Origin of the sequence: Flavobacterium praedii, from assembly GCF_026810365.1 — a bacterium.
GTDB lineage: Bacteria > Bacteroidota > Bacteroidia > Flavobacteriales > Flavobacteriaceae > Flavobacterium > Flavobacterium praedii.
In genome coordinates this window covers 3,952,768-3,969,171 of the sequence record NZ_CP113948.1, presented here as the reverse complement: position 1 = coordinate 3,969,171, position 16,404 = coordinate 3,952,768, and the positions used below count along the sequence as shown (strand labels likewise).

14 protein-coding genes are annotated in these 16,404 nt (G+C 34.3%); all 14 read right to left on the bottom strand.

Going from position 1 to position 16,404, the window contains the following annotated elements; translation table 11 throughout:
• Nucleotide 1 precedes the first annotated feature (1 nt).
• Complete coding sequence (glf, locus tag OYT91_RS16830; RefSeq protein WP_281238846.1) at nt 2-1,111, bottom strand: UDP-galactopyranose mutase; 1,110 nt, start codon at nt 1,109-1,111, stop codon at nt 2-4.
• Nucleotides 1,112-1,308: 197 nt separating this feature from the next.
• Nucleotides 1,309-2,358: a glycosyltransferase family A protein gene (locus tag OYT91_RS16825; protein ID WP_281238845.1), complete on the bottom strand. Its 1,050-nt coding sequence runs from the start codon at nt 2,356-2,358 to the stop codon at nt 1,309-1,311.
• Nucleotides 2,359-2,363: 5 nt separating this feature from the next.
• Nucleotides 2,364-3,770 carry an O-unit flippase-like protein gene (gene wzx / locus OYT91_RS16820; RefSeq protein ID WP_281238844.1) on the bottom strand — a complete coding sequence of 469 codons (1,407 nt, stop codon included), beginning with the start codon at nt 3,768-3,770 and terminating at the stop codon, nt 2,364-2,366.
• A gap of 57 nt (nt 3,771-3,827) precedes the next feature.
• Nucleotides 3,828-5,132 carry a lipopolysaccharide biosynthesis protein RfbH gene (gene rfbH / locus OYT91_RS16815; protein WP_281238843.1) on the bottom strand — a complete coding sequence of 435 codons (1,305 nt, stop codon included), beginning with the start codon at nt 5,130-5,132 and terminating at the stop codon, nt 3,828-3,830.
• Nucleotides 5,122-6,003 carry an SDR family oxidoreductase gene (locus OYT91_RS16810; RefSeq protein ID WP_281238842.1) on the bottom strand — a complete coding sequence of 294 codons (882 nt, stop codon included), beginning with the start codon at nt 6,001-6,003 and terminating at the stop codon, nt 5,122-5,124. The genes rfbH and OYT91_RS16810 overlap by 11 nt, the downstream gene beginning before the upstream one ends.
• Before the next feature lies 1 nt (nt 6,004).
• On the bottom strand, nt 6,005-6,541 hold the full coding sequence (locus OYT91_RS16805) for a dTDP-4-dehydrorhamnose 3,5-epimerase family protein (RefSeq protein WP_281238841.1): 537 nt from the start codon (nt 6,539-6,541) through the stop codon (nt 6,005-6,007).
• A 6-nt stretch (nt 6,542-6,547) separates the two neighbouring features.
• The gene (gene rfbG, locus OYT91_RS16800; protein ID WP_281238840.1) at nt 6,548-7,636 is read right to left on the bottom strand and encodes a CDP-glucose 4,6-dehydratase; all 1,089 of its coding nucleotides are present in this window, start codon (nt 7,634-7,636) and stop codon (nt 6,548-6,550) included.
• On the bottom strand, nt 7,630-8,406 hold the full coding sequence (rfbF, locus tag OYT91_RS16795; protein ID WP_281238839.1) for a glucose-1-phosphate cytidylyltransferase: 777 nt from the start codon (nt 8,404-8,406) through the stop codon (nt 7,630-7,632). Before rfbF ends, rfbG begins: the two co-directional genes overlap by 7 nt.
• A 194-nt stretch (nt 8,407-8,600) precedes the next feature.
• Nucleotides 8,601-9,638, bottom strand: coding sequence for a flavin reductase family protein (locus tag OYT91_RS16790; RefSeq protein ID WP_281238838.1), 1,038 nt, complete (start codon nt 9,636-9,638; stop codon nt 8,601-8,603).
• A gap of 54 nt (nt 9,639-9,692) precedes the next feature.
• Nucleotides 9,693-10,115, bottom strand: a complete 423-nt coding sequence (locus OYT91_RS16785; RefSeq protein ID WP_281238837.1) for an adenylyltransferase/cytidyltransferase family protein — start codon at nt 10,113-10,115, stop codon at nt 9,693-9,695.
• 359 nt (nt 10,116-10,474) lie between these two features.
• Nucleotides 10,475-11,539, bottom strand: coding sequence for a Wzz/FepE/Etk N-terminal domain-containing protein (locus OYT91_RS16780; protein ID WP_281238836.1), 1,065 nt, complete (start codon nt 11,537-11,539; stop codon nt 10,475-10,477).
• Nucleotides 11,540-11,742: 203 nt separating this feature from the next.
• A complete protein-coding gene (locus tag OYT91_RS16775) occupies nt 11,743-14,175 on the bottom strand; it encodes an SLBB domain-containing protein (protein WP_281238835.1) in 2,433 nt (810 codons plus the stop codon).
• A gap of 559 nt (nt 14,176-14,734) precedes the next feature.
• Entirely contained in the window at nt 14,735-15,205 is a 471-nt protein-coding gene (locus OYT91_RS16770) for a UpxY family transcription antiterminator (RefSeq protein WP_281238834.1), read from the bottom strand.
• 146 nt (nt 15,206-15,351) lie between these two features.
• Complete coding sequence (rfbB, locus tag OYT91_RS16765) at nt 15,352-16,398, bottom strand: dTDP-glucose 4,6-dehydratase (RefSeq protein ID WP_281238833.1); 1,047 nt, start codon at nt 16,396-16,398, stop codon at nt 15,352-15,354.
• Between the last annotated feature and the right edge of the window lie 6 nt (nt 16,399-16,404).

Genomic DNA, 16,404 nt, shown 5'->3' with positions numbered 1-16,404 from the left:
TTTACTCTAATGTTTCCGTTAATTCTAGCGCTTTTTCTATAACATGATGCATATCATAGTATTTATATTCTGCTAATCGTCCACCAAAAATCACTTGATTATCTTTTTGAGACAGCAATTGATACTTGTCAAATAGCTCTTGATTTTTATCATCATTTATTGGATAATAAGGTTCGTTGTCCTTAGAATATTCGTGAGGATATTCTTTGGTCACAACTGTTTTTTCTTGAGTTCCAAATTCAAAATGTTTATGTTCTATAATTCTTGTATAAGGAATTTCACTTTCTGTATAATTTACAACAGCATTCCCTTGATAATTCGATATATTTAATACTTCACTTTCAAAATGAAGGCTTCTGTATTCCAACTTACCGTATTTAAAATCATAAAACTCATCTATCTTCCCTGTAAATACAATTTTATCAGCGAGATTATGCCATTTTTGCCTATCCTCAAAATAATTAATATTTGTAATTACATTTATACCAATCAACATTTTTTCAATAAGCTTTGTGTATCCGTCAACTGGAATACCTTGATAAATATCATTAAAATAATTATTATCAAATGTAAATCTAAAAGGTAATCTACGAATAATAAACGCTGGTATTTCTGTTGCTGGTCTTCCCCATTGTTTTTCTGTATATCCTTTTATTAGTTTTTCGTAAATATCAGTACCTCCTAGAACCAAAGCCTGTTCTTCAAGATTTTTAGGCTCAGTAATATGAGCATATTCGGCTTTTTGTTCATCTATCTTTTTTCGAGCTTCTTCAGGTGTTTTAACTCCCCAAAGCTGATAAAAAGTATTCATATTAAAAGGAAGATTATACATTTTCCCCTTATAATTTGCAATTGGAGAGTTAGTAAATCTATTAAACTCAACAAATGAATTCACATAATCCCAAACTTTTTTATTACTAGTATGAAATATATGTGCACCATATTTGTGGACATTTATTCCTTCTGTTTTTTCTGTATAAATATTTCCCGCTATATGATCTCTTTTTTCAATAACAACACACTTCTTGCCTTTTTTTGTCATTTCATGTGCAAATACACTACCAAATAAACCCGCTCCAATTATTAAATAATCGTATTCTTTTTTTTCCATAATTTATTTTCTAAAATATAATCTTTCTTTTCAGCACTAAAGCAACTTACAAATAACCATTCATAAGATTTTCTAATATTTGCACTAATTTCCACAACTTTTGACATTTTTTATGGCTAAAAGGTTTCTCAACACATCACTATTAACATAATATTTATAATTATTTTACTATATTTTTATCCACAATATTAACATCATTACCAAATATCTATACCTATTTTGTATTTAATTGCTTTTACCATTTTCATATAAACCCAAATAATACTTGAGAATAAAGCCATATTTTCAATATTTATCTTTTTATGACTCAAAACACTCTCATCAAACTCAAACTCAAAATTTAAATCTTTATGAATATCTATAAAGCAATATAAATATCTGTCAGCTATATATTTTGGCAAACCATATTTCTTAAAAATAAATTTTCTTAAGTAATAAGCATCTGTAACAAAAGCCTTTCTTGTTGAAATATTTAGGGATTCATTTACTCCCCATCGATATAATGTCAACGTCTTTTTTAATACAAAAACTTTATAGTGACAAGAAAATAATAGCGCAAAACAATAATCAAGTGATGGAAAAAAATCTGCATTATACCCGCCTATATCAAAAACTGCCTTTTTATTAAATAAACAACCTGTAGGTGGACCTAACGCAAAACTTAAGCAATTATCAATATCAAATATACGCTTGAACTTACCTCTCCATTTACGTCCCCTTATAATATTTGAATCTTTTTCAAATTGAAGAATCTGATCTTGAATTAATGTATCATTAAATAATTGCGAAACAGGCCTCAAAATACCTATATCTCGTTTATTATCAACAAAACACATACATTCAGACAAGAAAGAAGAAAGTATTAAATCATCATCATGTAACATTACCACATAATCTCCCAGAGCCAATTCAAACAAACGATTCCAATTACCTGCCATTCCAATATTTTCAGAATTCTTATAATAAGCAATTCTTTTATCATTATAGGACAGCAATAATTTTTCCGTCTCGCAACCCCTTTCTGGGTCATTATCTACTACAATTATGTCATAGAATTCATAACCTAACTGATTTATTGCACTATCAATTGCTTCTTTCAAAAGAGCTACTCTCTTGTAAGTGGGGATAGCGATAGTTACTTTTGGCGTAAAATCCAAGTTGGATTTTATTATCTGAATCGATGATATACTTGCTGTTTTAGCAAAATTATTCGTGATTTTTAAAAAATCCGTGTCCTTATCAATCACTATTTTTATTTTATTTTTAATCTGATTAACGATTCTTTCATTCCAATCTCAACAAAAGATAAAAAACTAATTCCAAACTCTTTGCAAACGACATAAGGCCATTTCCAATTTGCATACGCAATTTGAGACAAACCTTGCACTACTACTAGTCCTAAAATTCCATAGGTAGTGTAAACCAAAGAAAAATAATCTCCTAATACAATAGCCAATCCTGCAATTAATGAAGATTTAACAAATGGAATATTGTTTTTAGTAATAATAAATCCAGCAAAATTTGAATGATTCCCTTCCAACAGTACAATTAAGGCAAAAACGCACAAAACTAAAACTGATGGTAACTTAGCTTTTGCACCAATTATTATCAGTAACCATGGACATACAATAACCAAGAAAACAGCTCCAAATACAAATAACAAATAATACACATTCATACTAAAAGCAAATTCTTTTAAAATCTTTTCTTTATCTTCATTTACTCGCATTGCTGAAAATTTAGATTGACTAATCAAAAAAAAAGTTCCAGAAACAGTACTAATCAAGCCAACTAATTGTATCATTAATCCATATGAAGCAATTTCTGATAAAGGCAAATACAAACCAGCTAAGAAAAGACTAAATTTATTTATAGCATATGCTCCTATAAACACTAGCCCCATTTTTCGAGCATTGTACCATACAATATTAAAAAGTTCTAATTTTTCCTTTTTTGAAATATCAAAACAATCAATTTTACTCTTTAAGTCTTCAGTAAAAAAGAAACGATAAGAAATAATTCTATTAAAAAAAGGAGCAATAAAATTAGCTATTACAACTCCAATCAATCCAAAGCCCATATAAAGAAAAACAAAAGCCAAAATTACATAAACCATCCTTGAATATACAATGGCTTTTCTTGATTCCATTATCATACCTCTACCGCCAAGTAAAGCAGTATAATACGAATAAAACATTTCAAAAAAAACTGAAAAAGAAAAAATAAACCAAATTATCAAAGCATTATGAACTGTCTTAAATCCATTTGTTACCTCGTAAATATACCATGTTCCAAAAGTAAGTAAAGTCGCCAAAACTACTAAACCAATTCGTCTATAAACATAACGAGCTGTATGAATCATTGTTGCCAATAAACGGTAATTAATTTCTCTTGAATAACTCTCAACTTGAATCCCCTCTTTTTGCAAACTTTGTGCCCCTCCAAAAATATAGGAAATATTGCGTCCAAATTGTGAAGCAAAACCAAAGTCAAAAAGAGAAACCAAAGAACCAAAGGTTAGCAATAAATAATTCAAACCTATTTCTTCTTTGGTTAACATCCTAAGTATCAAAGGCAAAGTAATGACTCCTGATGCTATAGAAAAAAACTGAGCAAAATACCCCCAAAAAATATCTTTTTTTGATAATACTATACTCATGAATTAATTAAATAAAACTCATTAAAACCTTGAATATTTGAAGATATAATTTTCTTTTTATTCATTCAAATACTCCCTAATAACATCCGCCATATAATCATAATGACTTTCATTCAACCCTGGCCAAACCCCCAACCAAAAAGATTGGTTCATGATCGTATCCGTATTTGTCAAATCGCCGACCACGCGATGCTCAATATTGGCATAAGCGGGTTGTCTTAACAAGTTACCCCCAAACAACAAACGGGTTCCAATTTTCTTTTCTTCTAAATGTTGCACCAGCATATGTCTATCAGCAGCATCTCCTTCTCTAAGGGTCAACAGAAAACCAAACCAAGACGGATCAGAATCAGGTGTTGGTTCAGGCAAAATAAACACTTCTTCAAATTCCTTCATACGCTCATACAAAGCAGCATAATTTTCTCTACGTCTTTGAACGAACTGATCAATCTTTTTAATTTGAGACACCCCGAAAGCGGCTTGCATATCGGTCACTTTCAAGTTGAAACCAATATGTGAATAGGTGTATTTATGGTCATAACCATAAGGTAAAGTACCCAACTGTTGTCCAAAGCGACAACCGCAGGTATCATCTTTCCCTGGCTCACAATAACAATCACGCCCCCAATCACGGAAACTTTCTGCCAATTTGGCTAAAACAGGATTGTTAATCACAACCGCACCTCCTTCTCCCATAGTGATGTGGTGCGCCGGATAGAACGAAAATGTGGAGATATCCCCAAAAGTTCCAGTTTTTTGCCCTTTGTAAGTAGCTCCAAGCGAATCGCAATCGTCTTCTACTACCCAAAGATTGTATTTTTTTGCCACACGCATTACCTCATCCAAATCGAAAGGATTCCCCAAGGAGTGTGCAATCATAATTGCTTTTGTTTTTGGCCCCACAGCTGCTTCAATCATATCGGCTTTCACATTGTGTGTAGCAATGTCCACATCAATAAAAACGGGAATAGCTCCAAACTGAATGATTGGGTTTATCGTAGTAGGAAAACCAGCTGCCACTGTAATCACTTCATCACCTGGTTTTATAGCACGTTCGCCTAATTTTGGAGAAGTAAGTGCATAAAATGCCACCAAATTCGCAGAAGAACCCGAATTTACTAACAAAGCTTTTGTCGCTCCAAAGTATTTCGCAAAATCTTCTTCAAATTTGTTAGCAAAACGACCAGCAGTCAACCAACCATCCATTGCTGCATCAACACCATTTAATATATCCTCAGCATCTATTATTTTTCCAGTAACGGAAACATAATCCACTCCAGGAACTATTGGTTTGCTAATGTTTTTCTGCAATGCAGGCATCAATTGTTTTTCTAACTCTTCGTTAATATTTTTATATTCCATTTTTTATATTTTTTAAAATAAAAGCATCTACATTGGTATATTCAAATTGAGGATATTCCCTCGTAAATTTTATGTTCAGCAACCCTCCATTTAAAGGTCGTTTAGCTTTTTGTTGCAAAGACTGTGTAGAAATCGGTTCCAATAACAAATGACTAGCGTTCTTAAAATAAGATTTCACTTTTTTTGCCAATTGGTATCTGTTGTAATAATCAGTTGATGCCAAATGATAAACTCCTTTCTTATCATCCATAACCAGTAAATAAATCATCCTGGCTATGTCTCCTGCATAAATCGGCGTTGCAAACTGATCGAATGGAAGATTAAAATTCTTTTCCATACCAGAATGAATTACACTTAATAAATGAGCGACAAAATTTTTTGATCGTTCTTCCTCTCCATAAACATTAGTAATTCTAGCAATAATGCAACTTTCTATTTTTTCAGCAACCCATTCTGCTTCTAACTTATGTTTTCCGTAAACGTTAATTGGATTTGTCCTTTCAGTCTCTGAATAAGGTCCGTTCAAACCATCAAAAACATAATCTGTTGATATATAAACTAACCTAGTGTTATTTTTTTTACAATAGTCGGCAATTACTTTCGTTGAAGTCAATGTTTGGTTTTCACTATCCGCCTGATGCTCTTCACAATAATCAACATTAGTTAATGCACCACAATGAACAATCACCTCAGGTTTAAAATTTATTTCTTCTAAAAAATCAAAACAATTCTCTTCCAAAGGATCAAAAAAATAAGTTCCTTCAGTTTTAAAATTTCTATATGTCCCTATTACTTCAACATCTTTCTCTTTAAAATATTTTAAACAATGTGACCCTACTAAACCTGATGCTCCAATTACTAATACCTTCATCCTAAAAATATTTAAATCCTTTGTCAAATGGAGAAAACGAATCATCACGTTCTGAAATTATAGGATTCTCAATAAACAAATCAAATCCAAACGAATTCCACTTTACGCCTCCTTCACTTTCTTTACTCTGTACTGTCGTTGTATGATATTCTACAATTGTATCGTTTTCCAAAGACAAAAAGCCATGTGCAAATCCTTTTCCTATATATAATCCTTTTCGATTTTTATCAGAAAGTTCAACTGTCAAATATTTACCATACGTTTCTGAATGAAATCTCAAATCAAGAACTACATCCAAAATCGCTCCTTTAACAACATAAACCAATTTTTCATGATCATTCGGACTGTATTGAAAATGCATCCCCCTAAAAACATTTTGATGTGAAACGGAATAAAAACTTTCGGCAAAATTCCATTCTAATTTGTTGTCTATAAAAGTGTCCTTATATATTGTCTTAACAAATTCCCCTCTGTCATCCTTGAATGAATTATATTCCAAAACATATAAATCATTAAACTCGGTAGTCTTAATATTCATATTATTTTATTGTAAAAATGATATTATCTGTAATTCTGTAAACTGATTGATTTGATTCCTTTTCTGTACAAACTCACTATACCAGTCCATCGTCATACTCACTGCTTGTCTCGCATTCATTTTGGGCTGCCATTTCAATTCAGCTATAGCTTTACTAATGTCCAGTTTCAACAATCCTGCTTCGTGTGGCTGTCCTTCTACTTTTTCTACTATGTATTCGCCTTTTCCCCAACTAGCAATAGCCAATTTCAGCATTTCCTCCACAGGAAGTGCATCGGGTAAATGCGGTCCAAAATTGTAGGCTTGGCCAAATTTTATGGGTTCAACAGCTAAATTAGCTCCCAACAGCAAATAGCCCATAACAGGTTCCAACACATGTTGCCAAGGTCTCACCGAGTTTGGGTTGCGTATCACCACAGGATTTTCGAAAGCAAAAGCTTTGGCAATATCTGGTATCAATCTGTCTTGCGACCAGTCGCCACCACCAATTACATTTCCCGCTCTCGCTACGGCAATGCTTTTTTCATGTTGGTCGTAGTTTTTTATATTAAAAAAAGAATTTCTATACGAGTCAATCACCAACTCCGCACAAGCTTTACTCGCACTATAAGGGTCGTAACCACCCAAACGGTCGTTTTCTCTATATGGGTAAATCCATTCGTTGTTGTGATACACTTTATCAGTAGTTATCAATACCACATCACATTTCTTGTCGAGTAAACGCACGGCATCCAAAACATTGGCAGTGCCAATAACGTTTACCTCAAAAGTTTCGGCAGGTATATCGTAAGACAAGCGTACTAAGGGCTGTGCAGCTAGATGAAAAACAAAATCGGGCTGAAAAGACACTAATTCTTCTTCCAGACGTTGTTTATCTCTTAAATCGGCAATGACTGAAGTACAAATAGTCTCGCCATCAATCAAATGAAACAGATCCTCTTTAGTTTGCGGTGCCAACGCATATCCTTTGACCTCTGCTCCTAGAAGCGATAAGGTTTTTAACATCCAAGCACCTTTAAAACCAGTGTGCCCAGTTAAAAAAACCTTTTTCCCTTGGTAAGTATTTTTCAGTTTATAAAATAATGATTCTACCATGTTTTCCATTTTGCATTACCGGAATTCCACATAGCTTCTAACTCAATTCTATCTCTTAAAGCATCCATACATTTCCAAAATCCAGTGTGCTTGTATGCTGCCAGCTGTTGATCTTTAGCAATAGCTCCTAATGGTTCCTTTTCCCATTGTGTATCTTCCACATCTCCTTCTAGATATTTAAAAATACCTGATTCTAAAACAAAAAAACCTCCATTAATCCACATTCCATCGCCCGCTGGTTTTTCCACGAAACTATCGACCTCCCCTTGAGGTTTTATTTCTAAATTTCCGAAACGCCCAGGTACTTGTACACTCGTTAAAGTAGCTAACCTCCCATGTGATTTATGAAAATCTAAAAGTGCAGATAAATTGACATCGGCTACACCATCCCCATAGGTTAACATAAAGGTTTCTCCTGTTACATATTTTTCAATACGCTTCAATCTTCCCGCTGTGTTGGTATGCAATCCAGTGTCTATCAAAGTTACTTTGAAAGATTCAGTTTCCGAATAATGGACATTAATGTTATTATTGGCTAATTCAATTGTAACATCCGAATTGTGTAAATAATAATTATAGAAATATTCTTTGATGTAGGTTGCTTTATAGCCCAAACAAATCACAAATTCATTGTACCCATAATGCTCATACATTTTTAGAATGTGCCATAAAATAGGCTTTCCGCCAATTTCTACCATAGGTTTAGGTCTTGCTTCCGTTTCTTCCATCAGGCGTGTTCCAAAACCACCTGCAAAAATGACTACTTTCATATATAGATTTTAGATTTTAGATTTTAGGTTTAAACTTTTGTCCCAAAGGTATAGGGATAAATTTTCAACTCTAAATCTTTATGTTTCTATTTTTTGTTTTGCTTAAAACTTTCTTTATTCTGCATTCTATTCAGTATTCACCATTCACTACTCCTTTCAACCCTTACCCACCTAGCGAAGTTCCCCCTTCGGGGTTAGGGGGCTATTTCAACAAAAACACCATCAGTCAAAGGATAACTGCAACACAATAAAAAATCTTCAGATTCCAAATCATCTCGTTCTTTCGAAAGTCCTATCATTCGCAATTCTCCAGCTACTAATTTCCCTTTGCAGGTATTACAACTTCCAGTTTGACAGGAATACGGCAATTCAATTCCGGCATCAAGAGCAGCTTCCAAAACACTTTTTCCTTTTTCAACTTCAACTATGGTATCAATTCCTTGAAATTGAATATTTATAGTATGGGTAACGATATCTTCAAAATCTTTTGGATTTTTAATCAATTCAAAATCTTCCGAAAGAATGTTTTCTTTCGGACATTTTAAAATACCCAAAGCTTCTTTGATGGTATTTTTCAAATCTATTGGACCGCAAATGTAATGTTTTGTCTGTTCAACATCCGTGTCTTGAAGTAAATCCAAGATGAATGCTGTGTTAATTCTCCCGCTTTTTACAAAATGATGTCTTTCAACATGATTGTATTGGGTATGAAAGTGCCAAACTTTAAATTTTTCTGGATACTGTTTCAATAAGTCGTCAATTAAATCTAAAAAAATCGTAGATTCAAAATTCTTATTTCCATATATTAGATTTACCTGAACCAATGGATTCGAAATTAAAACTTCTTTTATAATCGACATTAATGGCGTTACACCGCTACCAACTCCCCAAAAATAAATCTGATTAGTAAACTCATCATGGGTATGTACAAAATCACCTATAGGCTCCATCACTTCTACAATATCTCCAACTTGAACGGTATCATGCACATAATTAGAAAAAATACCATTGGGCACGCGCTTGATAGTCGTTTCCAAAAAAGCATCTGCCGAAGGTGCCGATGAAAAGGAATAAGGTCTAGTATATTTTCTCCCGTTAATTCTAAAAGACAAAGTAAGATACTGACCCGCTTGATATTTAATCTTTTTTAAACCAGGTTGCTTGAAACAAAGAGTAATGGTATCTTTTGTCTCTTTTTTTATATCGTGAACTTTTAAAGTGTAATTTTTCATGATTTTTATCTATCTGGCAAAACAGATTGATTCTTTATTCTAAAACCTATTTTTTTATTTTTTATTCAACTCTTTCTGATGAACTTCCCTTCTTAAACCCGAACTCGAAAACCGATGGTCACGAGTATTAAAATACAATTCAATTCCTTTCGCTTCACAATACATTCTCCCCGTAAAATCTTGCTCTCGATATTCATCTCCTACAATGCGCACATCAATTTTAAAGGAACGCAAGATGTCTTCTAAATCCTGTTCGGTAGCATAAGGAACAATCTCATCTACAAACTTACATCCTTTCAATTGTATGTAACGCTCCACTACTGTTTGTGCGGGTTGATTTTTATCGGGACGATCCAGAGTAGGATCCGTTTGCAAACCTACAATCAAATAATCACAATGGCGTTTGGCTTCTTCCAACATTTTAACATGACCAGCATGAAACAAGTCAAAAGCACTAAAAGTTATTCCTGTTTTCATATTTAATTATTTTTTTGGTTTTCGTTTATCAAATTGTCGAGTGCCATTATGAAAACCTCTTTCTAAACTATATTTCCCTGCTTCCTTATGGGGCGCAGGCAAAACAAAAATTTAAACCTATACTTCAATTTTCGTTCCCTTTAGGGCTGGTTTAAAACGAAAATTCATCATTTTTTTTCAACTCCCGTTAGGGTCGGGACAAAAGAAAAATCATCCCTTATATCTTAGCGTTCTTTGCGACTCCTTTGCGTCCCGATTGCTATCGGGATTGCGGTTACGCCCAATCAACTTTAAACTTTTAAATAACTTTAAACAATTTAAACCCTTAAACAACTTTAAACTGTAAACAATTCAAACCCTTAACCTGCTAACTCCTTCAACAACCTCCTCACAATCAAGACCAAAACAGTTAAAAACCCAGCCAAAAATCCTCCCATCACCAAACCTTTGGCTTTTCCGAAACGTTCTTTCGGTAAGGGCAAAATAGGTCGGTCAATAACTTGAATCAAAGGTGTTTCTTTACGCAAAGTAACTTTAGCCAATTCGGTTTGTTTCACTAATTCAGTCAGTATGGCGGTATTCGCCTGCACATCAACCTGTCTGCGGGCAGATGGGGTACGACGCACATTAAGAGCAGGATTCAACATAAAGGTATTATCATTGGCCACTGCTACTCCCGTAATAGCACCATTGAGCTCGGCACGAATGGAATCGGTTTGTCGTTCCAAAATTTCCATATTAGCACGGGCCTTTTTGCTTTTGGTCGTCACATAAAACTGTCCAACCTGTTTGGCTAGCGCTTCGCAGAAATACTTCGAAAACATTTCATTGGTTGAAGCTACATCCATAGAAATAATAGCTATTTTCTTGTCTTTTTGAGCCACAGCTAAAGAAGATTTAGATAAATTCTGATAAATTATACCCAAAATGCTATCATGCACACGAGTAAAGTACTTACGTTTGGTATTGGGTAAAAATTGTATGTTCTTGAATTTAGGATTCTCCTTCCAGCTGTCTCTCCATTCGTTATTTTGAATGTACATTTCAGCCAAAGAAATTACTTTTCCATTAACCGTAACAGGAGTCATTAAGGTTTCTTCAACCATGGTGCGGGATTTAAACAACTCAGTCAAATTAGAACCCGTAAATATACTTCCACCTCCACCACCAAGATCAATCCCAAAAGAACTAGCCAGTGACCCTAGACCTCCAGCTCCACCTCCTTTTTCATCTTCCAAAGCAAAAGACAAAGTAGCGGTATAAATTGGTTTTTTAGTCAAAGAATACGTTAACCCCAAAGCAGCTCCTACAATCCCTGCCAATACAATGATTTTCCATTGGGAAAGTAAATAGCTATACCATTCCTTAGCCTTTTCTATCAATTCTTTTAACGAAATCTCGTCGTTGGGTATTTGTTCTTCCATATTTCCGTTGTCGGTTTTATGTTTTCTGTAATCGGTTTTTGGTTAACCTTTATTGGTTATCTGTTGTAAGTTTTCTGTTCTCTGTTGTCTGTTCTCTGTTGTCTGTTCTCTTTTATCTGTTTTCTGTTGTCTAAACTCATTAAACAACTTTTAAACTTTTAAACTGACAACTCATAACCCACAACAGATAACCCATAACTGATTTATTTAATAGCTGTCACCAACAAAACGCCCATACTCACTAACACAGAAGCAATACTCACCCATTCTCCAGCACTCATTTTTTTGACTTCTGGTTTTTCTGGGACTATAATTTGGGAACCAGGCAGAACGGTTGGAGTTGACCTAAAAAATAATAATATGTTATGAGATACTGCAGCTTGACCGTTAGGATAGATAATATAGGCATTCTTTCTCCATCCTTTAGCATCAAGTCCGCCAACGGCATCCAGATAATAATTAAAGCCCCTGCCTTTTACGTATGGAATCTCAGAAGTTAAAAGTACATTCCCGGCCACTTTTACGGTTTCATTGAAAGTAGAAACTTCAATTTCGTCTCCAGGCAATAACGTAACATTCGCATTCCCGGTTTGATTTTTGGCTACTTTAGTCCAATCTACAGGTATGGTGGCGTATTTTAAATCCTCTTTGAGTTTCTTTTCTAATTTGTTTTGAATACTGTCTTTTTTACCCAAATTCAAATTCACATTTTCTAAATCTTCAATTTGTGCTGCTTTTATAGGTCTTTTTATTTTTACTCCATTCAAACTCGCCATCGATGTTAATCCTCCTGCTCTTACAATAACATCATAGATTTTTTCTTTTTTATTGGCCAATACATATTTTCCTGGGTAAGCAACTGCCCCTTTTATAAGGACCATTTCTGGTTTATCGGTAACAGCCATTCGCCTAATATTAACAACATCAAATGGTTTCAATTCAAAATTAGTAATTTGTTCATTCGAATCGGGTGTGATTTCTATAGTAAACAATTCAACTTTCTTAGGATTGGTATCATCAATATTTTCAGCTTTGATCATTCTCGCAATTTCAACACGTTTGGAGGCTGAACCTGTTAACCCACCAGCCGCAATAATCAAATCGTTAAGGGTTAAATTGTCCTGATAGTCATATACATTTGGTTTGTTTACTTCACCATCAATGGTAACTTTATATTCTTCTTTGAAATCTAAAACAGAATATACCGTTAAAACATCTTCCTTTTTTAAAGCTAAATTCGCTTCAAAATCACCCGACATTGCTTTGGACAAATCAATAGTTACATTCTCGTAAGTCAAATCCGACTTTAAACGAATGATACGAGCTCTTTTTAAATAGGCGTCTTCTTTTAATCCTTCGGCTTGACGGATCAAATCTGTAACACGCATTCCTTGATAGAAGGAATAAGTATCGGGTCTAAATACTGCTCCTTGAATAATAATACGATTCTCAAAACGGTTCAGAATTTTTGAAACACGGTACACATCCCCGTTCAAAGGTATATAACTGCTGTATTGTGCCGCTTGTATATCGGCTACCTTAAATTCTTTTCCTGTTTTTTGTAAAACATTAACCGATGCGGTATAAGCAAACTCATTGAATCCGGAAGCAAAATTCAATAAATTAGAGAAATTCTCTCCTTTTTTCATCTCAAAAATTCCCGGACGTTTTACTTCTCCTTCAACAGTCACCCTATTGGTGTAAGCTGGAATCCGTATAACGTCATTGTCTTTTAAACCCACATTATCCGACTGGTTTCCACTGACCAAAAAGCGATAGATGTCAATATTTTTAAACACCTTATTATTACGAATCAATTCAATGTTTCGGTAACTTCCGTTTTTGCTCGGACCTCCCCCCAAAAACAAGGCATTATAAACAGTTGCAAGGGATGAAATAGAATAATTTCCAGGTTGCTTGCTACCGATAATAGTCACCTTAATAGTACGAATACGACTCAAACTTATGCTAACTTGTGATTGCCCCGAACGAACGGTACTGTAAATTCTAGAAATAGCTCCTTTAATTTTTTGAGTGGCAGCTTCAATGGTCATTCCAGACACTGCAATCTGTCCAACATATTGAATATTGACTTTTCCTTCAACAGTTACGGGTACGGTATCATCAAATTCTTGCACGCCATTTACACTTACTTGCAATTCATCACCAGGGCCTAAAACATAATTTACAGGAGTAGCCAATTTTAAGTTAGGTTGAAAATTCAAAGTGGGATTGTCAAACAACTCAGAGCCAAAAACAAGTGAATTTAAACTGTCTTTTACTTTAATGTTTTCTATTTTTTCTTGCTTTCGCTCACTTTCTTCACTATTATTTTGGTCCGCATCCAAATCATTTTTCTTTTGTTTGGATATCGTTTTGGTTGGTACAGCTAACCTCTTTTTCAATTTAGCAAATTCCGTAGCACTCATACCTTTAGAAAGCGCCATAGACTCCGCTTGATCTATCGAAACATTATTACTTTGCAGTTGCGATTTTATCTTGGATATATCTCCATCCGATAAATAATCTACTCTTACGGTACTCAGATCACTGCCCTTCAAAATATCTTGAGCCATCAAAGAGGAAGACTGAAAAAGAGCTATAAAAAGGACAATTGCTGTAATTATTTTTCTCATATTATTTTTTTTTGACCATTAAAACATTTTTTACCGCACAGTAATCAATGTCGTTTCCTTAAGAGTGGGTTTTGTCATTCCGACGAAGGAGGAATCACATTAGGTGTTCCTGTAATGTGATTTCTCCCGCTGGTCGAAATGACAAACTAAACGAATTTGGTCTGACAGTTCCTTAAGGAAATGACATTGACATAGTTATAAAATTCTATACTTATAACTAGTAAAAAACGATGAAACCCTAGAGGTTACTTTTATCTAATATTGTTATTCAAGTAATTTTTTCAAGTAAAGCCGTTTAGGCTGTGCCAAGTTAAAATACTGCAGTGTAGCAAAACTCTTAACTCAAAACCCACAACTCAAAACAGTAAACCGATAAAATCACTCCACGGCTTCGCCACTGTGAGTCCCATAATGGTTCACTATTTCTAAGAATTTGCGAAATTAAACTAAAAATAAAGATTTTCCTGTACTTTTTAAGCTGTATTTTTACAATTATATTTGTAAGCAATTACACAAAATACTAAAGCTCTTTATTTCAACTTTTTAAAAAAACAAAAAATTATTTTATTTTCTTTTCTACTTTAAGAATACATCCCAAAGACTCCAAGACAAGTACATAATGATTCAGTTTTACCTCTTGAACTATGGCCGATTGTGCGACAAATGGCCCAGATTCCAAAACGATTTTATCCCCTTTTTGCCAAGTATCCACCATCACTTCAAAAGTGTCGGGTACATTCAGCCAATCTTGTATAGCTTGAATCTCATTTTCCTTTACAATAGCAGGTTTTCCTAGCCAAAATAAATAGCGAATCGCACCAGGAATTTCAAAAATAACATTCCGTTCCTTTTCATTCACTTGAACAAAAATATAGGAATTAAAAAGTGGAACTTCTATTTTCTTTTTACGATCCGACCATTGACTGATTTTGGTTATCAAAGGACAATAGGAAATTACTCCTATCTCACTTAGCCGCTCCGCAACTTTCTTTTCCCACTTGGGTTTGGTGTAAACTACGTACCAGTTCATGTTTTCTTATCTTATTAATTCCTTTATACGTAATCAAGCTTTATTCAAATCAATATTCTCACACCTCACTTGTCACCTCGAGCACAGTCGAGAGGCACTTCTCACTATCCACTTCTCACTTAAAACTATTCACCATTCACTACATCCTACGAATACTGCTTCTCATAATACGAAGCATACGCTCCCGAAGTCACATTGTTCAACCAATCTTGATTATTCAAATACCAATCAATAGTGATTTCTAATCCTTGTTCAAAAGTAACAGATGGTTTCCAGCCCAACTGTGTATTAATTTTGGAGGCATCAATAGCATAACGCAAATCATGTCCCGGTCTGTCTTTCACGTAAGTGATCAATTGAGCTGATTCTCCAGTAGTTCTTCCTAGTTTTTGATCCATAATTTGGCACAACACTTTGACCAAATCGATATTTTTCCACTCATTAAAACCTCCAATATTATAGGTTTCATGATTTTTTCCATCATGAAAAACCAAATCAATAGCCACGGCATGGTCTTTTACAAAAAGCCAATCTCTGGTATAATTTCCGTCCCCATAAACCGGCAATGGTTTATTATTGATAATATTGTTGATGAACAACGGAATCAATTTCTCTGGAAAATGGTAAGGACCATAATTATTAGAGCAATTCGTAATTACATACGGCAATCCATACGTTTCGCCATAAGCCCGAACAAAATGATCCGAACTGGCTTTGGATGCTGAATAAGGCGAATTCGGGTCATAGGCAGTAGTCTCTGTAAATAAACCCTCGGCCCCTAGAGAACCATAAACCTCATCGGTACTCACGTGATAAAAACGTTTGCCTTCAAAGTTCCCCAACCATTGTTTTTTGGCCGCATTCAATAAATTCATCGTTCCAATCACATTGGTTTTCACAAAAGCCAAAGGATCTTCAATCGAACGATCCACATGTGATTCGGCAGCTAAGTGAATCACTCCATCAAACTGTTGGTTTTGAAACAAAGCATCTATGAAATTTTCATCAGTTATATCTCCTTTTACAAAAGTATAATTCGGTTCTTTTTCAATATCCTTGATATTTTCTAAATTCCCAGCATAGGTCAATGCATCCAAATTAAAAATTTGATAATCTGGATAATTTTGCACAAATCGTCTTACGACATGTGAACCAATAAACCCCGCTCCTCCTGTAATAAGTATTTTTTTCATTTTAAT